The following is a 21,770-nucleotide window of genomic DNA, read 5'->3' as shown; positions in this document are numbered from 1 at the left end:
CCACGCTAGAGTTTCACGAAACGCTGGATCTTCCGCGCCAGCCAGCCACTGAACACCAACGGCGCGTCCAGCGCTGAAACGCAGATGCAGGGAACACCCGGGGCAGTTACCGGTTGATGCTCCACCTCCTCGTCCAGGTCCGCCACGTCGCCCGGCGCGAACAGCCCCAGCGCGTCGTTGTACGAGCCTCGAAGGATGTGGGTCAGTTCGCTGCGGCCATGGCTGTGCATCGGCAGGCACTTGCCCGGGGCAATCTTCAGCATGATCAGCGAGGGCATCTGCTCAGCCCTGATGCAGTGCACGCCGGGCGCCATCCAGCGCCAGCGCAGGGCACTGAGCGAAGCGCCGAAGTAAGGATGCAACGAGGCGGGCAGATGGTCCGGATCGGCCTCGGGCCGCTCCCTCGGCACCGGGCGCCTGGCTCCGGCGATGGCGCTCGGCGCGTCCGAGGCCAGCTGCACCAGCATGGCCTCGCGCAACTGCTCGCGACGCGCGTCGGCCGCGGGCGGTTGGGTCTGCTCCAGCAGCACCGAGCCGATCGCCTCGGCATCGCGCAGGCGCTGCCGGCAGTGGGGGCACTGCTCGAGGTGGGCACCGGCCACGATGCTCAACGGCGCCGGCAGCGCGCCGGCGGCATAGCTCATCAGCGTGGATTCGTGCAGGTGGTGATGCGGATTCACAGCGCACCTCCCACTTTGGCCTGCAGTTGCAGGAACGCACGTCGCAGGTGTGACTTTACCGTTCCCAGCGGCATGCCCAGCGCCTGGGCAATCTCGCTGTGGCTCTTCGCCTCGAAATAGGACATCCGCACCAGCCTCGCCTGCACGGCGGGCAGCTCGTTGATGCGCTGGCGAAGGCGCGCCTGGTCGGCGAACTGCTCGGCGCTGCTGCGCTCGATCATGTCCACGGCCGCGGCGTCTTCCACCGCTGCCTGCACCTGCATCCAGCTGCGCTCTCGACGGATGCGGTCGATATGCAGGTTGCGCGCGATCCGGTACAGCCAGGTACTCAGCGCGCCTTGGGCCGCATCATACTCGGCCGCCCGCAACCACAGGCGCAGCAGGCACTCCTGCGCCATTTCCTCGGCCACGGCGTCGGGTGCCCCCAGGCCACGCAGATACACGCACAGCCGCGGCATGAAGTAGTCATAGATCCGCATGAAACAGTCGCGGTCGCGCAGCCGCGCCACACTGTCCATGTCATCGGCCCAGTTCGTCGGCTCGCTGCTGGGCTGCTGGGAACTGGACACGGTGCGTGCGGTATCGAAGTTGAGGAGGGTGCTGGCAGCGTCAGGGTACATCTGCGTGAGCGGCGGGCAGGTGAAGGTCTGTCCTCTCTACGCGCAGGGGCGGCCATTGGATGCAGCAGGCACTGTGCATCCAAGCAGCCGCGCCCGCCGTATGACCTGAGCCTCCCGACCGGATGAACACCATGCGCACTGCCTGGCTGCTGCTGTGCCTGCCCCATGCCGCGCTGGCGGCGCCCTGGCTGCGCAACGAGGGCGTGGCCACCTCGGCGCAGGGCGATCTGCTCTATCGTGAAGTGCACTGGCGGCGCGGCCCATCGGAGGGTGCCGAGCGCTGGGTGCTCTATCAGTGCCCGGATGGCCGCCCCTTCGCCCGCAAGCATCTGCCGGCCAGCGCCCGCCCGCAGGCCCGGGGCTATTCGCTGCAGGACAGCCGTAGTGGGCAAACCGCTGACGTCGACGCCAGTGGCGAGTCGGTGTCCATCGCCTGGAAAGAAGATGCCGCCAGTGAGCTGCGTCATCGTCGGCTTGAGCTGGCTCCGGATGCGGTGATCGACACGGGCTTCGACGCCGCGGTGCGCCAGCATTGGCCAGCGCTGCTGCGAGGTGAACGCATCAGTCTGCCTTTCCTGGTGCCGGGGCGGCAGCGCTTCTTCCCGGTGCAGGTGCGGCACACCGGCCCGGTTCGCTGGCAGGGCATCGACGCCCAGGCCATCGAGGTCAGTCTGGACACCTGGTACGGCGGCATCGCGCCGCGCCTGTCGCTGGTCTATGCCAGCACCGACCGCCGCCTGCTGGAATTCCGCGGAACCAGCAACCTGCGCGATACCCGCGGCACCTACCCACAGGTCACGGTGCGCTTCAGCTCGCCGGTGGCCGAGCGGTCCGCCAACGAATGGCAACAGGCCTGGACGCAACCCCTGGTCGGGCGCTGCAGCGTGATGCCCAAGTGAAGCCGAAATTCTCCACAGCCGGCCGCATCCATTGCGCGCACTGCTGCGTAGAGGAAGACACGACACCCGCCGAGATCCGCCATGGCCTCTGTAGCGCCCCTCCCCCGCCGACGCTGGCGCCTGCTGCGCACCCTGAAGCGCTGGGTCGACACCGGCAGCGCTGCAGACCACGCCGCTGGCGAGCCCGGACGCATCGACTGGCTGCGCGCCGTACCGTTCGCGTTGATGCACCTGGCTTGCATCGCGGTGATCTGGGTAGGTATCTCGTGGACCGCAGTGATCGTCGCCGCAGCCCTCTACGCAGTACGCATGTTTGCGATCACCGCCTTTTACCACCGCTACTTCTCGCACCGGACGTTCCAGGCATCGCGAACGGTGCAATTCGTGTTCGCGGTGATCGGCGCGTCCAGCGTGCAACGTGGGCCGCTGTGGTGGGCGGCCCACCATCGCCATCACCATCGGCATGCCGACCAACCGCTGGACCCGCACTCGCCGCGCGAAGGCGGCTTCTGGCGCAGCCACATGGGCTGGTTCCTCACCCGCGAGGCATTCGCCACGGATCTATCGCGCGTGCCTGACCTGGCGCGCTTCCCGGAACTGCGCTGGCTGGACCGTTTTGATACGGCGGTGCCGGTACTGCTGGCTGCCGCGCTGTACGCACTCGGCGCCGGCCTGGAGCGCTGGGCGCCCGGACTGCACACCTCTGGCCCGCAGTTGCTGGTGTGGGGCTTCTTCATTTCCACCGTGGTGCTGTTCCACGCCACCGTTACCATCAACTCGCTGGCCCATCGTTTTGGCCGGCGGCGCTTCGAGACCCGTGACGACAGCCGCAACAACCTCTGGCTGGCGCTGCTTACCTTCGGTGAAGGCTGGCACAACAACCACCATTTCTTCCCTGGGACCGTCCGCCAGGGGTTCCGCTGGTGGGAGATCGACCTGACCTGGTACGGGCTGCGCGCAATGGCGGCCATGGGCCTGGTAAGGGGACTCAAGCCCATCCCCGAGTGGGTACTGGTCAAGGCGAGGTACTGACATGCGCATCGCGATCATCGGCTCCGGCATTGCCGGCCTGGCCAGTGCCTGGTGGCTGGACGGCGAACACGAAGTGACGCTGTTCGAGGCCAACGATTACCTGGGCGGGCATACCCACACCCATGACGTGCAGGTGGACGGCACGCGCATGGCGGTGGATACCGGTTTCATCGTCTTCAATCCCCTGCACTACCCACTGCTGACGGCACTGTTCGAAGAACTGGGTGTGGCCTCGCAGCCGACCACCATGAGCTTCTCGATGCACAGCGAGCGCAGTGGCGTCGAGTACAACGCCACTTCGCTGGATGGCCTGTTCTGCCAACGTCGCAATCTGGTTTCGCCGCGCTTCTGGGGAATGCTGGCCGACCTGCGCCGGTTCTACCGGGATGCGCCGCTGCTGCTGGCGGAAGACGAAGGCCCGACACTGGGCCAGTACCTGCGCAGCCAGCGCTACGGCACCGCTTTCATCGACGAGCACCTGCTGCCGATGGCTTCGGCACTGTGGTCGTCACCGACCGCCACGGTCATGCAGTTCCCGGCCCGCTACCTGGCCCAGTTCATGGCCAACCACCAGATGCTGCAGATGACCGGGCGCGCACCCTGGCGGGTAGTCAGCGGTGGCTCGGCACGGTATGTCGATGCCCTTCGCGCCCGCTGGCGGGTGCGCGAGCGGCTGGAATGCCCGGTTCACTCGGTCGAACGCATGCCGTGGGGCGCGCGCGTGCACAGCGCGGCGGGCGTGGAGGGTTTCGACGAGGTCATCCTGGCATGCCACAGCGACCAGGCGCTTGCCCTGCTGCGTGACGCCGATCCGGCCGAACGCGAAGTGCTCGGCGCCATCCGCTACCAGCCCAACGAAGCAGTACTGCATACCGATGCATCGTTGCTGCCGCGCAACCGCAAGGCATGGGCTGCATGGAATGCACACGTTCCCAGGGATCCAGGCGCGCCCTGTACGGTCAGCTATTGCATGAACCTCCTGCAGGGCCTGCCCGGTGACACCCCGCTGGTCGTGACCCTCAACCGCAGCGAGGCGATCGATCCGGCCAAGGTGCTGCGCAGGCTGCACTATGCCCACCCGGTGCACGATCATGCCGCTATCCGTGCCCAGCAGCGCTGGGCAGAGCTGCAGGGCCGCCGCCACACCTGGTTCGCGGGCGCATACTGGGGCTGGGGCTTCCACGAAGACGGCATCCGCAGCGCCCGCCGCGTGGTGGACGCGATGCGCGAGTGCACCGCGCACCGTGACAGCGTTGTGCCCGGCGAGGTGGCAGCGTGAGTGCCAGCGCACTCTACTTCGGGCAGGTGATGCACCGACGGCATCATCCGCAGCCCCACGCATTCCGCTATCCGATCGCGCAGCTGCTGCTCGATCTGGACGAGCTGGAGACCGTGTTCGCCGGGCGCTGGCTGTGGTCGGTCAATCGCCGCAACCTGGCCGAGTTCCGCCGCAGCGACTACTTCGGCAATCCCGCACAACCACTGGCCGATGCGGTGCGCGACCGTGCCGCGGCCACCCTGGGCTATCGGCCTACCGGCCCGGTACGCCTGCTTACCCATCTTCGCTTCGCCGGGCACGTATTCAACCCGGTCAGCTTCTACTACTGCTACCAGTCCGATGGCAGCACCCTGGACTGCATCGTCGCCGAGATCACCAATACGCCCTGGAAGGAACGGCACGCCTATGTGCTGCCAGTCGCCACGGCCACCCACGAAGGCGCCTCGCTGCGCTGGCGGTTCGACAAGCGCTTCCATGTCTCACCGTTCATGCCGATGGATTGCCACTACGACTGGCGGTTCAACTGCCCGGATGATGATCTGCGCGTGCACATGCAGGTCTGGCGCCAAGGCGTTCGCCAGTTTGATGCCACCCAGACCATGCAGCGGCACGCGCTGGATGGCCGCGGGCTGGCCCGGGTCCTGGCCTGCTATCCCTTGATGACCCTGCAGGTGATGGCCGCCATCCACTGGCACGCGCTGCGGCTGTGGCTGAAGCGCAACCCCGTGCATGACCACCCTGCCCTTGCCGAGAAACCGCGATGAACTCGATGACTCCCCTGGTCGCCCTGCCGCGTCCCGGCGCCTTGGATGCCTTCCTGCGCCGCCGCCTGCTGGAACAGCTTGCCCCCATGCGCGACGGCCGCCTGTGCGTGCGTGATGCTCTCGGCGAAGTCTGGCTGGGCGAAGCCCATGGCGAACTGCAGGTGACCGTCACCATCGATGACCCGGCGTTCTACCGCAAGGTTGCAGCGCAAGGCAGCGTGGGCGCAGGTGAAAGCTACATCCAGGGCGAATGGCACTGCGATGACCTGGTGGCGCTGATCCGGCTGCTGGTGCGCAATCGCGACCTGCTCGACGGCATGGAGCGCGGCCCGGCCCGCGTGGGTGGCTGGCTGCTGCGCGGCTGGAACCGGCTGCGCCGCAACAGCCGTGAAGGCAGCCGCCGCAACATTGCCGCGCACTACGACCTCGGCAACGACTTCTTTGCCCTGTTCCTGTCGCCCGACCTGATGTATTCCTCCGCCCTGTTCGACACAGAAGACGAGTCGCTGGAATCCGCCTCCCGGCGCAAGCTGGACCGCATCTGCCAGCAGCTCCAGCTCAAGCCGGGCGATCGCGTGGTGGAGATCGGCACGGGCTGGGGTGGTTTTGCGCTGCACGCGGCGCAGCACTACGGCTGCCACGTCACCACCACCACCATCTCCGCCGAGCAGCACGCGCTGGCTGCCCAGCGCGTGCAGGCGGCCGGCCTGCAGGACCAGGTCACGCTGCTGATGCAGGACTACCGCGACCTGCAGGGCCAGTTCGACAAGCTGGTGTCGATCGAGATGATCGAAGCCATCGGCGCAGAATACCTGGACACCTACATGGCCACGCTGCAGCGCCTGCTCAAGCCTGATGGCGTTGCCCTGCTGCAGGCCATCACCATCGAGGACCATCGCTACGAGCAGGCCCGGCGCAGCGTCGACTACATCAAGCGCTATGTGTTCCCCGGCAGCTTCATTCCGTCGATCAACGCGATCATGGCCGCCAAAACGCGGTCCAGCGACCTGCAGCTGATCGCCCAGCAGGACTTCGGCCACTCCTACGCGCTGACACTGCGCGCCTGGCGCCAGCGCTTCCTTGACCGATTGCCCGACGTGCAGGCGCAAGGCTTCGATACGCGCTTCTGCCGCCTTTGGGAGTTCTACCTGGCCTACTGCGAGGGCGGCTTCCTGGAGCGCTCGATCGGGGTCTCCCATCTGCTGATGGCGCGCCCGGGGCATCGCCCGGGCGCCTCATCGGGCCAAGGCAGCTGAGATGCGCAGATTCTGGCCCAATCTGCTCGGCAACCAACTGGTCTGGGTGTGCGCCGTGGCCGGCGCCGGGCGCGGCTGGCAGTGGCCGGCGTTGCTGGCAGCCTCTCTCTACATCGGCAGCCAGCTGCTGACGTCGCCGCAACCACGGCTGGATCTTCGGTTGATGGTGTTGGCACTGGCCTGCGCATGGCTGGTCGACGCCAGTGCTGCCGCCAGCGGCACCGTGCGCTACGCCGCCGCCCCGCTGGGCTGGGTGCCGCCTCCCTGGATCATGGCGCTGTGGGCCGCGTTCGCGATGACGCTGACCACCTCGATGCGCTTCCTGCTGCGCCACCCTGCCTTGCCGGCCCTGTTCGGCCTGCTGTTGGCACCGCTGGCCTACCTCTCCGCAGCGCGCGGTTTCGATGCGGTCCGTTTCGCCGCACCCACGTGGCAGGGCCTGCTGGTGTTGGGTGCGGGCTGGAGCATCGCGCTTTCGCTGCTGTGCGTCACCGCGCGTCGCGGCTCTCGCACCACCCCGCCCTCCCTGGCCGGAGCATCGTCATGATCAATCTGCTGTGGGTACTGCTGTATGCCGTGCTGGTGATGAGCTGGGGCTGGGCCTGGCAGCGCCGCCACCAGAACATCGGCGTTGTCGACGTGCTCTGGGCCAAGTGCGTGGGTGCCTCGGCCCTGCTGCTGGCGCTGCTCGGCGATGGCGCGATGTTGCCTCGGGTTGCGTTGGGCCTGCTCGGCGGCCTGTGGGGCGGCCGGTTGGCGCTGCACCTGTGGCGCCGGGTCCGTAGTGAACCCGAAGACGGGCGCTACCGCTATCTGCGCGAACACTGGCAGAGCCACCAGGGCAAGATCTTTGGCTTCTTCATGGCGCAGGCGCTGCTGGTCGTGCTGTTCGCCCTGCCCTTCGTTGCGGTGGCAGCCAATCCCCATGCTGGCCTGACACCGTGGACAGTCGCCGCAGCCCTGGCCTGGCTGCTGAGCGTCGGCGGCGAGAGCCTGGCCGACCGCCAACTCGCACGTTTCCGCGCCGACCCGGCGAACAAGGGCCTCACTTGCCGCGAAGGGCTCTGGCGTTATTCACGCCACCCCAACTACTTCTTCGAGTGGCTGCACTGGTTCACCTATGTGCTGCTTGCCGTCGGCTCCCCCCTGTGGTGGCTGGCGTGGGCCGGGCCGCTGCTGATGTATCTGTTCCTGCGCTATCTCAGCGGTATCCCCTTCACCGAGAAGCAGGCGTTGCGCAGCCGCGGCGACGACTACCGTGCCTACCAGCGCAGCACGCCCATGTTCTTTCCCTGGTTCCCCCGTTCTTCCAAGGAGCATTCCGCATGAGCGCGATCCCGTCACTGAATCCGGCCGAAGATGCGGAAACCGGGCTGATCGCCTGGGCCGAACGCGGGCTGGTTCCCGATGCGGCGCTGCGTGCCGGCATCCGGCGCCTGTGCGCGCAACGCCTGCATGAGGAATCGGCGGGAGGTATCGAGGCACAGTCCGCGCGCTTCAGCCGTCGCATCGCAGAACTGACCGACAGTCCGCTCGCATTGCATACCGACGCGGCCAACCGCCAGCACTACGAAGTTCCCGCGGCATTCTTCCAGGCCTGCCTGGGCAAGCGGCTGAAGTACAGCAGCTGCTACTACCCCACCGGGCGCGAAACGCTGGACCAGGCCGAGGAGGCGATGCTGGAACTTTATGGCCAGCGTGCCGGACTTGCCGACGGCCAGCAGATTCTCGAACTGGGCTGTGGCTGGGGTTCGCTGACCCTGTGGATGGCCGAACGCTATCGGCAGGCCAACATCACTGCGGTGTCCAACTCGCACAGCCAGCGCCAGCACATCATGGCGCAATGCCAGGCCAGGGGCCTGCACAACGTCGAGGTACTGACCCGCGACGTCAACCAGCTTGAGCTGCCCACGGCACGCTTCGATCGCTGTGTCTCGGTGGAAATGTTCGAGCATGTGCGCAACTACCAGCGACTGCTGGCGCACATCGCGCAGTGGCTGAAGCCCGACGGTGCGCTGTTCGTGCACATCTTCGCCCATCGCACGTTGATGTACCCGTTCGAGACCGAGGGCGGCGACAACTGGATGGGGCGCCACTTCTTCACCGGCGGCCTGATGCCGGCCGCTGACACCCTGCTGCATTTCCAGCGCGACCTGCGACTCGATCAGCGCTGGCTGCTGGACGGCACCCACTACCAGCGCACCGCCGACCATTGGCTGGCCAACCAGGATGCGGCCCGCGAGGCGGTGATGCCGGTTCTGGTCGCAACCTACGGCCAGGCGGCGGCGAAGATCTGGTGGCAGCGCTGGCGCATGTTCTGGATGGCCTGCGCCGAGCTGTTCGGCTACGACGATGGCCAGCAGTGGCTGGTTGCCCACTATCTGTTCCGTCCCCGTTGAGGTGTGACATGCGCATGCGCTCCCTGCTTCCCCTGCTGGCCTTGAGCCTGTTCGGTTCCGGCTGCAGTTCCAGCGATACCCGTCCTCTGCCCCGCCCGCCCTCGGTGGACGTGCCGCGCTTCATGGGCGACTGGTATGTGATCGCCCACATACCCTCATGGCCGGAGCGCGAGGCCTTCGACGCGGTTGAGAGCTATGCACTGCGGCCGGACGGGCGCATCCAGACGACCTTCACCTATCGCAAGGGCAGTTTCGACGCCCCGCAGAAGTCGATGCACCCGGTTGGCCGGGTGGAGAAGAACGGCAATGGCGCGATCTGGGGCATGCAGTTCGTCTGGCCGATCCAGGCTGAGTATGTGATTGCCTGGCTGGACGACGACTATGGCCAGACCATCGTCGCACGCAGCAAGCGCGACTATGTCTGGTATATGGCGCGTACCCCGCACGTGTCGGACAGCGACTACCAGCACGCCGTGGAGCGCATCGCGGCCATGGGCTACGACACCGGCAGGCTCAGGCGCGTACCTCAGTCGGTGCGATAGATCGCCAACCGCCCACCACTCGGCTCGCGGGTGACCAGGCACTTCGGCGTGACGCGTCACATTAATACCCCCCCCTCGAAGGGTGCCGGCAGCCCTGCAACCCAGGCCAGCTGTACCCAGCGAGAGCGCGCCAGGACACTGCGTCCACACGGCTTTCAACCTGACGATACGTCCAGCCCATGGATCAGCTCTTATCGATGGAGCTCATACATCGATCTTTAGGAATAGTCGTAAAAACGCAACAAATTCGATGTTCGACGCGACAGCGGCGCCAGAATGGCGGCCACGCCCACGGGCGCTGACCACCTCCCGCGCATGAATGGATTTCCTGCACCGCGCCGGCTTCGCCTGGCGCTCCTGGACGATCATGAAGTCGTCCGTCGCGGCACCGCCCTGCACCTGTCAGGCGATCTCCGGTTCGACATCGTCGCCAGCCATGGTTGCAGCGGTGCGCTGATCGACAGCCTGCACCGCTTGCCCGTGGATGTGGCCATCATCGATCTCACGCTCGCCCGTGGCGACCTGGGCGGCATCGAGCTGGTTACGCTGCTCTGTCGCGAATTCCCGCGCACACCAATGCTGGCCTTCGCCACGCTCTCTCCCACCACGAATCTCAACAGCCTGATCGATGCCGGACTCGGTGGGTTCGTCAGCAAGGCCGAACCCCTTGCGGCATTGTCCGACGCCATCGTGCGCGTCTTCCAGGGCCTGATCCGGATTCCGCCGGACGTCAGGCTGGCCGGTGATCGTGGCGAGCTCAGCCGCAACGAGCGGGAGGTACTGGAGCTGCTGCTGGAAGGCCTGACCGTATCGGAGATCGCGCTGCGCCGGCACCGCAGCATCAAGACCGTCAGCACACAGAAGGTCGCGGTGCTGCGCAAGCTGGGATTGCGCAGCGATGTGGAGATCTATGCGCTGCGTGAACGGCTGGAGTCTCCGTGAGGCGCCATGCGCCATTGCGCCCGTGCCTGCTGATCCTCGGGTTGCTGGTGCTGCTTCTCCTTCCCGCTGCGTCGGCGGAAGATATCCGGTCACCACGCTGGTTGCCGGGCAGCAGCGTGCGGGTCTCCACCGCCCCGTCCCTACGCCCCGCGCCCGCCGCGATGGCCGATCCGTCATCACCGCCGACGCTCGCCCATGGCTACGCCAACCTGGTGGCGCGTCACGCCCAACTCAGCTTCCTGGAACAGCCCTACCCGACGACCGCCGCATCAATCCTCGCTGTGTGCCATCACGAGGCCGACCTGGTCATGGTGTTTGGCGGTGCGAGACACCAGAAGCTACCCTGCCCCGACCTTGCCGCGTCCAGCCGCTTCCGGGGTGGCGCCACTCTGCTGGCAGGGCGCGCCGGCGAATGGCTGCCACGGGAGATACGCGGGCTCGACGGCCGGGTCGTGGCCGTGGTTGAAGGCGGGCCCTACGCCGGCTGGCTGCGCGCGCATCACCCTCAGATCCGGCTGCAGCCCCTGCCTGATCGGTACGCAGCATTGGCGGCAGTGCAATCCGGCGTGGCCGACGTGGCGATTGGCCTGGAATCCACGCTGCGCCCGCTGGTTCGACGCCATTTCAACGGCAGCCTGCGCCTGCAGCCATTCGACAGCGACTTCTCCACCGACCTCTACCTGCTCGTCCGCCAGGAAGACCAGCAGCTGCTTGAACGCATCGGACAGGCATTGCGGGAGATCACACTCGAGGAGCATGCGAGCCTGCTCCACCTGTGGGCAGGCCAGACCCTGCCAGCAGCGGCGGGAAACGCACTGGACTGGATGCAGGCCTCGCCCCCGCGCGGCTGGCTGTTGCTGGCCCCTCTGCTGGTCGCCCTGCTGCTGTGGCCCATGACCCGTCACCTGCGGGTACGGGGCGACCGCCGCAGCGCGCAGGCCATCGGGATGATCAGTCACGAGATGCGCAATTCTGCGCAGGCCGTACTGGCCTCGATCGAGCTGCTTGGACAATCGGCACTGCCGAAAGGCGAGCGCGATCTGCTCGCCGCTGCCAGCAGCGCCAGCCAATCCCTGCGCGGCCTGTTGAATCGCGCACTGGACTTTTCGCGTCTCGCCAGCGGCGCTTTCAGGCCTCATGCACAAGCCTGTGATGCGACCCGGCTTTGCCGGCAGGCACTGGAGGCCATTCGGCCTCAGGCGCAACAGAAAGGCCTGCAACTGCATCTTGATGCCCCGACCGAACCTTCGCCGATCATTCGGGTGGACATTGATGCGCTACGCCAGATTGCCAGCAATCTGCTGGCCAATGCGGTGAAGTTCAGTGATATCGGCGGCATCGAGCTGCGCCTGCAACTGCTTCCAGCAGCGCGGCCGCAGGAGCTGCTGATGGAGGTGATCGACAGCGGGATCGGGATCGCGCCCGCACAGGTAGCCGAACTGTTCCAGCCTTTCCGTCAAGGCAGCGAGGGGCATCAGCGTGGCGGTAGTGGCCTCGGGCTTTCCATTGCACGCGAGCTGGCGCGTGCGATGGGAGGCGATCTGACCGTGCACAGCGTCCTCGGTCGCGGCAGCCGCTTCATCCTGCGCCTGCCGGTGTGCGCAGCTGACTCTGCCGAGAGTGTCCGGGACATGCCCGTGGAGGGCACGCCATTGGCCGGGCTGCAACTGCTGCTGGTGGAGGACCACGCACTCAATCGCCACGTCATTGCCGAACAGTTGCGGCGCTGGGGCGCCGAGGTATGTGCCCTGGAAGATGCGGCCAGCGCGCTGGCCGAACAGATACGCCACCCCCGCCCTGCCGCGTTGATCGACATCGGGCTGCGTGGCATCGATGGCTACGCATTGGCACGCGAACTGCGCGCCCGTAACGGGCATCCGCTCCGCCTGATCGCCTTGTCCGCCCGCACCGGGCGAGGTCACCACGCACGTTGCCGTCGCTCGGGCTTCGATGCGGTGCTGGCCAAGCCGTTGCGCGCCGCCGAACTGCTCGCTGCTCTGGGCATTCCGGCGCTGGGGAGCCTGGACGCGCTTGAGCCGGCGACTGAAATGGACGCGGCCTACAGCGCCGACATCTGCGATGAACTCAGCAGGATCGAGCGGATTGTCGATCGTGCAGACGCATCGGCGCTCGGTCATCACGCGCACCGATTGCAGGGCGCGCTACAGATGCTGGGTCAATGCGAGCACGCCGCCGTCGCGGCCGAGCTGGTCGACCTGGCGCAGGACGCCACGCCGGACTGGACCGACGCACGTCGCCTGCTGTGCGTACTGCAGGCCGGACAGGGCGCCCGCGTCGCGGGAACCCTGCCCAACCCCTTGATCACGCGGCCAGACGCTCGACCTGGCGACGGGTCAGGTCATTGAAGCGACCCAGCGACATCAGGTGCTGGTGGATCAGTGCCAGCCAGCCACTGCGGTGCCACTCGACCACGGTTGCTTCCGGCAGCGCCACGAACTTCTCGACGTCCACGACCAGGAAGCCGTTGAGGTTGAACTCCCGGCCATCCGGGATACGCACGGTGGCGTTGCGCTCCACCAGCAGGCCGTTGTCGACCAGGGCCTTGGAGAAAGCCTGGGTCTGTTCGTGTTCGCGGGTGTACTGGCCGCAGAATTCCAGGGCCTGCTGCACCATCTCGGTCGCCTTGCCGTCAACGAACAGCGGCTGGCCTTCCTCGCCCCCCTTGACCACGCGCGGGCTCTCTTCGTCGATGCCCAGCAGGAAATCATTCTCCGCACCGGTGTCGATGAAGATGAAGGGGTGGCGGCGCAGGTAGGCGGGAATGTAGGCCTCGTCTTCCCACAGGCCATCCTTGATGAACAGGTTCTGGTCGGACACGCCCACGGCAGCCATCGGAACCGCGCTCGGGCCGGCAAACAGGATCGGGAAGTGGTGCAGGGCCAGCGAGAACTCGCCCAGCACCAGCGGAATGGCATTGTTGCCGGCGGCGAACTCCAGCTTGCCCGGCAGGATGCGCAGATCGGCATGCACATCGGCCTGCAGCGGCACCGGGCGGGTATAGAACAGGGGGGCGCCGCTCGGCGCCGCTTCGGTGGTGGTGTCGCTGGTGGTGGTCATGTTGGGAACCGTTCGATCATGCGCGCCTGCCATCCCGGGCACGCCAGCGGGAACAACCTGAATCCCGCATTATCAACAAGCTCGATGACAACGGCCACCCCACCGGCGAACTATTTCAGCTGCAGGGGGTAGCGCTGCCAGAGTACGTGGACCAGGAAACCGGCCAGCTCGGTGTCGCGGGCACTGACCGCCGCACGGATCTTGTCCAGCAGCACCATGTCGCTGCAGGAACGCACGTCGGCATGGTTGGCCTGCCCTGCCCTGCGCGCACGATAGCGCGCCGCCCGCTGCGCATCGCTCATCGCGTACCCGAACTTGGGCGGACGACCGCGCTTGCGCGGCAGGGTCAGCTCCAGGGTTCCGGGGTCTTTGTCATCACGCATGAGAGGGGTGCGGGCGGCGGCGAGCAACGGGGGGTGCGCAATTTATCGTGAGGCATCACTTTAATCCAGCTTTTTCTACAGATTTGGTGCGATGCAGCGCCAATGTTGCCGTGTCGGTGCGGATCCATCCACGCATGGCGTGGATCTACTGCAGAGCTCGCGACCCGGTCACCCGGTAGATCCACGCCATGCGTGGATACGGAAACCCGGACAAAAAAAATGGGAGCCCGCGAACGGGCTCCCCTCACCTTGCCTATGCCGCGCGTACTGGCTCATAGCCGTGCAGGTGCGCCTCACTGCTGGCCCGCCCCTGGCTGAGCGAACGCAGCGAGGTGGTGTAACCCACCAACTGCGCCAGTGGCGCGAAACCACTGACCTCGGCACGACCGTCCTGGTCCTCGATGCGGGCGATGCGGCCATGGCGCCGGTTGAGGTCGCCGACCACATCACCCACCGATGCCGACGGCGAATGCACCGTCACCGCCATCACCGGCTCCAGCAGCTGCGTGCCACCCTCGGCCAGCGCCGCCTTGATCGCCTCGGCGCCTGCGCGATGGAATGCCATCTCCGAAGAGTCCTTGGCATGGGTCTGGCCATCGACAAGACTGACCTCGATGCCGACCACCGGATGTCCCTGCGGACCTTCCGACAGCGCAGCACGCACGCCCTTTTCCACCGCCGCGATGAAGCTGCGCGGCACCACGCCACCGACGATGCGGTCGTTGAACACGACAAGGTCGTCGTCGCGCGGCGTCACATCCAGCACCACGTGCGCGAACTGGCCCTGGCCACCGGTCTGCTTGACCAGCCGCCCGACGACACCGGTCATCGGGCGCATCGGCGTCTCCTGGTAGGCCACGCGTGGCGCACCTACGGCCACGTCGACCTTCCATTCGCTGCGCAGGCGCTCGACCATCACTTCCAAGTGCAGCTCGCCCATGCCCCAGACCAGGGTTTCACCCGTTTCCCGGTCCGTTTCCACACGGAACGAGGGGTCTTCCTGGGCCAGGCTGGCCAGTCCCTGCGCCATCCGGATCAGATCCGCCGCACGCGCCGGCTCCAACCGCCAGGCCAGCACCGGCGCCTGGGCCTGGATGTTCTCCAGCCGCAGCGGCTGCGCACGGCTGCTCAGCGTCTCGCCACTGACCGCATCCTTCCAGCCCAGTACCGCGACAATGTCACCGGCCACGGCCTGCTCGATGTCATGGGTCTGGTCGGCCTGCACCCGCACCAGGCGACTGACACGCCGCCCTTGAGGATGCTGCGAACTGGCCACCGCGTCGCCCACCTTCAAGGTGCCCGAGTACAGCCGCACGAAGCTCAGCGCGCCGTGCTGCTGGTGGGTGATCTTGAACAGCAGGCCTGCCAGTGGACCGTCCGGATCCGGCGGCAGCATCACCTCGCCCTCATCGCTTTCGGCGCTGACAGCAGGGCGATCCAGCGGCGACGGCAGGTAATCGACCACGGCATCCAGCAGCGTCTCGATGCCCTTGTCCTTGAACGCAGCACCGGCCAGCACAGGCACGCCTGCACCTGCCAGCGTCGCCCGGCGGATTGCCGCGCGCAGCGCCCCGGCATCGATCACGCGACCTTCCAGCCAGGCATCGGCCAGTTCTTCGTCATGATCGGCCACAGCTTCGACCAGCGCATCGCGCTGGGCCTGCCATTGGGCGCGCGCCGCTTCGTCCCAGGGGGTCACCGTGGTTGCGCCGCCTTCCTGCCACTGCAGCATGCGCTCATCGACCAGATCGACCCAGCCATTGAAGCCGCTTTCGCTGCCCAACGGCACGCCCAGCGCCCACGGCCGCGCGCGCAGCTTGTCCTGCAGCTGCTCCAGCACGCGCTCAAACGAAGCGCCTACGCGGTCCATCTTGTTGACGAAAGCGATCAGCGGCACGCGATGGCGACGCGCCTGGCGCCACACCGTCTCGGACTGCGGCTGCACGCCGTCCACGGCCGAGAAGACGGCCACGGCACCGTCGAGCACGCGCAGTGAACGTTCGACTTCGATGGCGAAATCGATGTGGCCGGGAGTATCGATCAGGGTCAATCGATGCGCCGGCAGGTCGCGCGGTGCCCACTGCGCCTGCACGGCGGCCGCGCCAATGGTGATGCCACGTTCGCGCTCGATCGCCGAGAAGTCGGTCGTCGCATTGCCGTCGTGCACTTCGCCGACGCGATGGATTTCGCCGCTTTTCCACAGCAGCCGTTCGGTCAGCGTGGTCTTGCCGGCATCGATGTGGGCAATGATGCCAAGGTTGCGGCGGCGGGAAAGGACTTGGGTGTTCATGAGAAAGGTTCCTGCAAAGCCAACTTCGGGGGCCGCGCACCCCGGTTGGCGACAGGGTGCGCGGCTAGCGTTCGGTCTCGGCGATCTGGTGCATGGCACGTTCTCCTTGCGGTACATCGGGTTAGCGGAAATGAAACTGCAGAAACGAAAAGAGCGCCCCGAAGGGCGCTCTGTGGATGATCCACCGATAGCCGCTTCAGCGGCCCTGTGGAGCTCCAGGCAGACACGCCCGTTCCGCACTTGCGCGGGTCAGGGTGAAAAACTTCAGGAGCGGCATCCGGTTCATGGGGCGCATTCTAGACCTATCAATCTGGCGCGCAAGTGAATATTGCAAACATAAATAGAACGATGAGACCAGCAAAGATCGGGGTCAGATCCCTTTGCCCCTGGCAAAGGGATCTGACCCCTGGCAGCCCTCACTTGCAGCCGTGCAGCTTGCGCGCCTCGGCCACTGTTGCAGGCTGGTCATCCCCCATCGACATCCAGCCCTTCAACGAAATCGCCGGGTCCACGTGCGGCAGCCGTGGGCCACCATGAATCACGACCTCGATCCAGCTCCCCACCGGCGCCAGCTCGGACAGGCGTGCCGCCTGATCATCTTCGGTGCTGAATGTGTCGTCCGGGCCCGCCGGCGGCGTGGTATTCACGGTTTCCGTCTTACGGGTCCGGACCCGAAGAGCACCATCCGGCAGCCGCTGACTGATCACGTCGTAGCGCTCGATACCGTATGCCCAGCTGTTCTCGCCAACACTGCGGGTCTCGCTACCGTCATCCGCCACGGTTACCACCTCGCCGGCCGGCCCGACAACGCCCGCGACAGCCCCCAAGCCGGACATCAGTGCCTGATAGACGATCATCTGCCGCTGCTCGGTAGTCAGCGCTCCGGCCTTGAGCTTGGCGGCAGGAATCTGCAGGTACGCCGCTTCACTGCAAAGCACAAGTACCTGCTGGCCGTCCCAGCTCACCGACATTTCCTCGTTGGCAAAGTACCGCGTCTTCATCGACGTCACTGCGGCACCGTCGCCACTGGAATGCCGGGTTTCGATCAGCGAGGCATTCTCGGCCGCGTTGGTCAGCGAAACCTGGGAGGTCGACGCTGCATGGGCTGCGCAAACGGAAGCAATCATCGCGGCAAGCAGCACGCTGCGGGTAACCGTGCGGAACATGGCGTCAGTCCATTGAAGAAAACGAAGCCGCCATGATACCCGGAGCAACCTGGCGGACGTTCGCTCAGGTCACCACCACCAGCGGCACCCCACGACGCGGATGCTCCAGCACCACTACATCCTGCTGGTACACGCGCTGCAGGTTGTCTTCGGTGAGCACCTGCAATGGCGTGCCATCGGCCGCCACCGTGCCCTGCTCCAGCAGCACGATGCGGTCGGCATAGCCTGCGGCCAGATTGAGGTCGTGCAGGACCACGATCACGCACGCACCGGCTTGTGCACAGGCACGCACACTGCGCAGCGTGCGCTCCTGATGGCGCAGATCCAGCGCAGCAGTGGGCTCATCCAGCAGCAGCAATGGCGTGTCCTGTGCCAGCACGCGCGCGAACGTGGTCCGGGCGGACTCACCACCGGACAGCTGCTGCACCTCGCGCAGGCGCAGGGCCTGCAGTTCGGCGGCATCGATGGCAGCTTCCACCTGCGCGTCGTCCACACGCGGATCCGGCGGATGCGGCAATCGCCCCATCACCACCACCTCTTCGACGCTGAAAGCAAAACGCACGCCGTGCTCCTGCGGCATTACCGCGCGCTCGCGCGCCAGCGGCCCTGCCTTGTAGCTGGCTAGCGGCCTGCCCAACAGGCTCACCTCGCCCGCATCGGCGCGCAGGTCGCCGGCCGCGACCGCCAACAGCGTGGACTTGCCCGCACCGTTCGGGCCCACCAGCGCGGTCACCGTACCCGGTTCGAACGCCAAGGAAATGCCGTGCAGGATCTCACGTTGCTGGCGGCGCACCACCACCTCGTGCAGCTTCAACAGCACACTCATGGCACCGCCTTGCGGCGCTGCTGCAGCACCAGCCAGAGGAAGAACGGCGCACCCAGCGCCGCCGAGAACAGGCCCAGCGGAATCTCAGCGGGTGGATCCAGCGTGCGCGCCGCGGTATCCGCCACTACGATCAGCACTGCACCCAGCAGGCCGGACAACGGCAGCAACCAGCGATGACCCGGGCCGACCAGCAGGCGTGCCACGTGCGGCACTACCAGGCCAACGAAACTGATCGAACCGGCAAACGCCACCGCCGCGCCCACCAGCAGCGCGCTGAACGCCACCAGGCGACGCCGCGTGCGGGTGACATCCAGCCCGAGGTGCTGTGCCTGGCGCTCCCCCAGCGCCAGCATGTCCAGCGGCGTTGCCAGTCGCTGCAACGCGAACACGCCAATCGCAAACAGCGGCACCACCGCCACCACATCGGCCCAGTTGGCACGTGCCAGCGAGCCCATCTGCCAGAATACCAGCGACTGCAGTTCGCTTTCGCTTGCGATGTAAGTGAGGAAACCAATCAGCGCCGAGCAGAACGCGGCCATCGCGATACCGACCAGCAGCAGCGTGGCGTTACCCGCGCCTTTGCCGGGCCGTGCCAACGCATACGTCAGGCCGATCGCCAGCGCACCGCCGACGAACGCGGCCACAGGCACCAGCCAGCCCGCCGCACCGGCGGCGCCCAGCACGATGGCGGCCACCGCACCCAGTGCAGCACCCTGGCTGACACCGACGATGCCGGGGTCGGCCAACGGATTGCCGAACAGGCCCTGCAGGCTGGCACCGGCCATCGCCAACGACGCACCGACCATCGCGCCCAACAGGGCACGCGGAATACGCAGCTGCCAGACCACCGCCAGATCGCGGCTGCTGACCGCCTGCGGATCAAGCAGGCCCAGCTTCACCGCCAGCGCCTGCATCACCTCCAGCGGTGGCAACCGCAGCGGGCCCACGGCGAACGACGCCAGCACCGCCCCCAGCAGGGCCAGCAAGGCCATCATCAACATCGCCCGCCCGCGACGGCGGCGCCGATCCGCCGGACTCATGCCTTCGGCAACGCTGCTAGGGCCTTGGCCAGCGCCAGCGCGCCCGCACCAGAACCCACGCTGGTGTACTTCAGCTGCACATCCGGCATCACCCAGACCCGGTTGGCCTGCCCGGCCGGGGTCTGCTTCAGCGTCGGGTACGCCTTCCACAGGCCATCGGCACCGCCGAACAGCTGCAGGTCGTGCTCGGTCACCAGGATCACTTCCGGTGCCGCCGCGACCACGCCCTCGTTGCTCAGCTGCGAGTAGTTCTTCACCCCGGCCTCGGTGCCGATGTTGATGCCGCCGGCCAGGGCGATCAGCTGCGCCGAGGCGCTGTCGGCACCCGCAACGGTGGGCGAGCCGCCAGCGCCGGTCGCCGATACGTGGATCAGTCGTGGCGCATGGCCCAGGCCCTTGCCAATCGCTGCAGCCTCGTCGAGCTGGCGCTGCACCTGCGTGGCCAGTGTTTGCCCCGCTTCGGCCAGCCCTAGTGCCGCAGCGACCTTGCGCACCTTGTCCGGCGCCGGCTGCAGGTCATCGATGACCACCGCCGGCTCGCCCACCTCGCGCAGCTTTTTCGCCAGCTCGGTGTGGCGGCGTAGGCTGTTGCCGAGGAACAGCGAGCCCTGCAGGCTCAGCACGCCTTCCACGCCCGTGGTGCGGTTGAACAGGAACTGGTGCGGGGCAGCCAGGCCGGCCTGGGTGGTGGTGTTGGTTGGCGCAGCGAATACCTGCTTGCCCAGCCCCAGCGCATCGATCACCGCGATGACGTCGTCACCACCGGCAATGATCCGGCTGGTGTCGGACACTTCAATGTCAGCACCGTCATCGGAATGCACTTTGGCCGGCAGCACGGCCCTCTGTTCATGCACCGCTGGCATCTCGGCACCGGCCACGCGCTGCCAGCCTGCCGGCAACGCGGTTTCGGCAGCAGCTGTTGCGGCAGGCGGCTCGGCAGTCTTGTGGCCATCAGACGGCGTTGACGAGCCACTGCAGGCGGCCAGCGCCAGCGAAACAGCCAACGGAAGCGCACACGGGCGCAGACGGGACGCGATGTTCATGGACGTTCTCCTTGCTGGCAGGGCGACGCGCACGCCGCCCTGCCCTGTGACTTACTGCTTCGGGGTGATGCGGGTGATGCGGTCACCCTTCGGATCTTCGGTGCCACGTGACTTGTTCACCGCAAACACGTTGCCCTTGCCGTCGGCACGCACATGGTTCGGAAGGGTGCCGCCATCGAGGTTGGCCACCACCTTGCCGTCACCATTCACCACGGTGACCGTGCCAGCGCCACGGTTGCTGACATAGGCCAGGCCGGAGGCATCATCGAAGGCGACGTTCAGCGCGCCGGCGCCGACCGGCACGTCATGCAGCACCTTGCCGGCGGCCACGTCAACGATCAGCAGGTTGTCGGTGCCCTGCGAGGCCACATAGAGCCGGTTGCGTGCTGCGTCGAAGGCCACGCCAGAGGCGCTGATCGAATTGCCCAGGTCGATGACCTTGTCGACCTTGCCGCTGGCCACATCGATCACCGCCGCTTCCGGGGTACCGATGCTGACGGTGAACAGCTTGCCGCCCTTCTCGTCCAGCACCAGGCTCATCGGGGTGAACTTGCCATCATCCACGCCGGACTCCAGCGTCACCTGCGGCAGTTCCTTGAACGTGTTCGCATCGAACACCGACAGGTGGTCTTCACCCGTGGCCGAGGCGAACACCTTGCCGTGGGTGCCGTCGACCACCACGTCGCGCGCATGCGGCACGGTGTCGACGGGGAACTGGTGGACCAGCGAGAGGTCCTTCTGGCGGTAGACCGCAATCGAGTTCTGCCGGGTATTGGTGACCCAGACATTGCCATTGGCGTCATCCACGCCCACACCGTAGACCGCATAGACCGCGCCGTTGGTGCTGCCCGGCACCTGCGCCGGGGTGATCGCCTTGATCACCTTCAGCGACTTCGGATCCAGCTTCAGCAGCTGCGACTGGGTCACCGGCGGACGGCCCACCGCCGAGGTCACGAACACGGCATTGCTGGCGGCGCTGTAAGCGGACTGATACAGCCCCGGCACCAGCTTGTTGGACTGGGTGGCGAACTGCGCCTGGCCGGACAGCGGCAGCTGCGGCGACACGCGCAGCTTCAGCACGGTGGCTGCAGCCGGCTGGCTGGCGCGCACCACCACCGGGTGGGTGCCCGGCACCGCGTCGGTCGGAATGCTCAGCTGGGTCTTGAAGTTGCCATCGGCATCGACCACCACCGGCTGTGCGTTGAGCACGCTGTCGCCACGCAGCAGGCTGACCTTCTGGCCCGGCACGAAGCCACGGCCGACCACGTCGGCGGTGCTGCCGGGAACCACGTTCTCACCGCGCGAGACGACCTCACCCTTGAAGGTGGCGTTGGCCGGCTGATCGAACACCGGCTGCGCGGTGGCGGTCACCGCGAGCAAAAGGCCGGCGGCGAGAGAGGTGAGACGGAAAGACGGACGGAACGACATGGCAGGCTCCTTGCACACGTAGGCCGCGCCACGTGGCGCGGGATTCATCGGTTGCCTGGGCCGCTGCACGCCGGCAGCCTCGCCTGGGTAGTGGGGTCGCACG

The 21,770-nt window shown here is 66.7% G+C and carries 21 protein-coding genes; 11 read left to right on the top strand and 10 right to left on the bottom strand.

The features are described 5' to 3' along the window. Positions 1–5: 5 nt before the first annotated feature. On the bottom strand, positions 6–680 hold the full coding sequence (locus ACS0OT_RS09930) for a ChrR family anti-sigma-E factor (RefSeq protein ID WP_065178584.1): 675 nt from the start codon (positions 678–680) through the stop codon (positions 6–8). After that, a complete protein-coding gene (locus tag ACS0OT_RS09925) occupies positions 677–1,300 on the bottom strand; it encodes a sigma-70 family RNA polymerase sigma factor (protein ID WP_049414756.1) in 624 nt (207 codons plus the stop codon). The genes ACS0OT_RS09930 and ACS0OT_RS09925 overlap by 4 nt, the downstream gene beginning before the upstream one ends. 131 nt (positions 1,301–1,431) lie before the next feature. Between ACS0OT_RS09925 and ACS0OT_RS09920 the strand changes: the two genes are divergently transcribed. From ACS0OT_RS09920 to ACS0OT_RS09870, 11 genes are all read left to right on the top strand, one after another. Then, the gene (locus ACS0OT_RS09920) at positions 1,432–2,199 is read left to right on the top strand and encodes a hypothetical protein (protein WP_065178596.1); all 768 of its coding nucleotides are present in this window, start codon (positions 1,432–1,434) and stop codon (positions 2,197–2,199) included. A gap of 81 nt (positions 2,200–2,280) precedes the next feature. Then, complete coding sequence (locus ACS0OT_RS09915; protein ID WP_139727078.1) at positions 2,281–3,231, top strand: acyl-CoA desaturase; 951 nt, start codon at positions 2,281–2,283, stop codon at positions 3,229–3,231. A 1-nt stretch (position 3,232) separates the two neighbouring features. Next, positions 3,233–4,510, top strand: coding sequence for an NAD(P)/FAD-dependent oxidoreductase (locus ACS0OT_RS09910; protein WP_053496656.1), 1,278 nt, complete (start codon positions 3,233–3,235; stop codon positions 4,508–4,510). Next, on the top strand, positions 4,507–5,274 hold the full coding sequence (locus ACS0OT_RS09905) for a DUF1365 domain-containing protein (protein WP_065178582.1): 768 nt from the start codon (positions 4,507–4,509) through the stop codon (positions 5,272–5,274). The genes ACS0OT_RS09910 and ACS0OT_RS09905 overlap by 4 nt, the downstream gene beginning before the upstream one ends. After that, complete coding sequence (locus ACS0OT_RS09900) at positions 5,271–6,530, top strand: SAM-dependent methyltransferase (RefSeq protein WP_164093171.1); 1,260 nt, start codon at positions 5,271–5,273, stop codon at positions 6,528–6,530. Before ACS0OT_RS09905 ends, ACS0OT_RS09900 begins: the two co-directional genes overlap by 4 nt. A 1-nt stretch (position 6,531) precedes the next feature. After that, the gene (locus ACS0OT_RS09895) at positions 6,532–7,077 is read left to right on the top strand and encodes a DUF2878 domain-containing protein (protein ID WP_139727076.1); all 546 of its coding nucleotides are present in this window, start codon (positions 6,532–6,534) and stop codon (positions 7,075–7,077) included. After that, positions 7,074–7,859, top strand: coding sequence for a DUF1295 domain-containing protein (locus tag ACS0OT_RS09890; protein WP_139727075.1), 786 nt, complete (start codon positions 7,074–7,076; stop codon positions 7,857–7,859). Before ACS0OT_RS09895 ends, ACS0OT_RS09890 begins: the two co-directional genes overlap by 4 nt. Next, positions 7,856–8,929, top strand: coding sequence for an SAM-dependent methyltransferase (locus ACS0OT_RS09885; protein WP_005416505.1), 1,074 nt, complete (start codon positions 7,856–7,858; stop codon positions 8,927–8,929). The genes ACS0OT_RS09890 and ACS0OT_RS09885 overlap by 4 nt, the downstream gene beginning before the upstream one ends. Before the next feature lie 8 nt (positions 8,930–8,937). After that, positions 8,938–9,471 (top strand): lipocalin family protein, encoded by a 534-nt coding sequence (locus tag ACS0OT_RS09880; protein ID WP_005416504.1) that lies wholly within the window; start codon positions 8,938–8,940, stop codon positions 9,469–9,471. 315 nt (positions 9,472–9,786) lie between these two features. Next, the gene (locus tag ACS0OT_RS09875) at positions 9,787–10,413 is read left to right on the top strand and encodes a response regulator transcription factor (protein WP_053496660.1); all 627 of its coding nucleotides are present in this window, start codon (positions 9,787–9,789) and stop codon (positions 10,411–10,413) included. Further along, positions 10,410–12,779: an ATP-binding protein gene (locus tag ACS0OT_RS09870; protein ID WP_442256361.1), complete on the top strand. Its 2,370-nt coding sequence runs from the start codon at positions 10,410–10,412 to the stop codon at positions 12,777–12,779. The genes ACS0OT_RS09875 and ACS0OT_RS09870 overlap by 4 nt, the downstream gene beginning before the upstream one ends. Here ACS0OT_RS09870 and ACS0OT_RS09865 read toward each other — a convergent pair. From ACS0OT_RS09865 to ACS0OT_RS09830, 8 genes are all read right to left on the bottom strand, one after another. Beyond that, positions 12,736–13,491, bottom strand: coding sequence for a SapC family protein (locus ACS0OT_RS09865; RefSeq protein ID WP_053496662.1), 756 nt, complete (start codon positions 13,489–13,491; stop codon positions 12,736–12,738). The two genes, ACS0OT_RS09870 and ACS0OT_RS09865, sit on opposite strands and share 44 nt — an antisense overlap. 110 nt (positions 13,492–13,601) lie before the next feature. Beyond that, positions 13,602–13,874: a hypothetical protein gene (locus ACS0OT_RS09860; protein WP_005409616.1), complete on the bottom strand. Its 273-nt coding sequence runs from the start codon at positions 13,872–13,874 to the stop codon at positions 13,602–13,604. A gap of 253 nt (positions 13,875–14,127) precedes the next feature. Further along, on the bottom strand, positions 14,128–16,164 hold the full coding sequence (gene fusA, locus ACS0OT_RS09855) for an elongation factor G (protein ID WP_005416500.1): 2,037 nt from the start codon (positions 16,162–16,164) through the stop codon (positions 14,128–14,130). A 416-nt stretch (positions 16,165–16,580) separates the two neighbouring features. After that, positions 16,581–17,330, bottom strand: a complete 750-nt coding sequence (locus ACS0OT_RS09850) for a hypothetical protein (RefSeq protein ID WP_139727073.1) — start codon at positions 17,328–17,330, stop codon at positions 16,581–16,583. 64 nt (positions 17,331–17,394) lie between these two features. Then, positions 17,395–18,156 carry a heme ABC transporter ATP-binding protein gene (locus ACS0OT_RS09845; protein ID WP_262090571.1) on the bottom strand — a complete coding sequence of 254 codons (762 nt, stop codon included), beginning with the start codon at positions 18,154–18,156 and terminating at the stop codon, positions 17,395–17,397. Beyond that, positions 18,153–19,196 carry a FecCD family ABC transporter permease gene (locus tag ACS0OT_RS09840; protein ID WP_235645915.1) on the bottom strand — a complete coding sequence of 348 codons (1,044 nt, stop codon included), beginning with the start codon at positions 19,194–19,196 and terminating at the stop codon, positions 18,153–18,155. Before ACS0OT_RS09840 ends, ACS0OT_RS09845 begins: the two co-directional genes overlap by 4 nt. Continuing rightward, positions 19,193–20,239 carry a heme/hemin ABC transporter substrate-binding protein gene (locus tag ACS0OT_RS09835; protein WP_262090570.1) on the bottom strand — a complete coding sequence of 349 codons (1,047 nt, stop codon included), beginning with the start codon at positions 20,237–20,239 and terminating at the stop codon, positions 19,193–19,195. The genes ACS0OT_RS09840 and ACS0OT_RS09835 overlap by 4 nt, the downstream gene beginning before the upstream one ends. A 51-nt stretch (positions 20,240–20,290) precedes the next feature. Next, the gene (locus ACS0OT_RS09830) at positions 20,291–21,667 is read right to left on the bottom strand and encodes a YncE family protein (protein ID WP_139727070.1); all 1,377 of its coding nucleotides are present in this window, start codon (positions 21,665–21,667) and stop codon (positions 20,291–20,293) included. Between the last annotated feature and the right edge of the window lie 103 nt (positions 21,668–21,770).

It is taken from the genome of Stenotrophomonas maltophilia group sp. RY12688 (genome assembly GCF_052149045.1).
GTDB classification, from domain to species: domain Bacteria; phylum Pseudomonadota; class Gammaproteobacteria; order Xanthomonadales; family Xanthomonadaceae; genus Stenotrophomonas; species Stenotrophomonas sepilia.
Note: the sequence above shows the minus strand (reverse complement) of the source record. Positions and strands in the feature narration are given on the sequence as shown.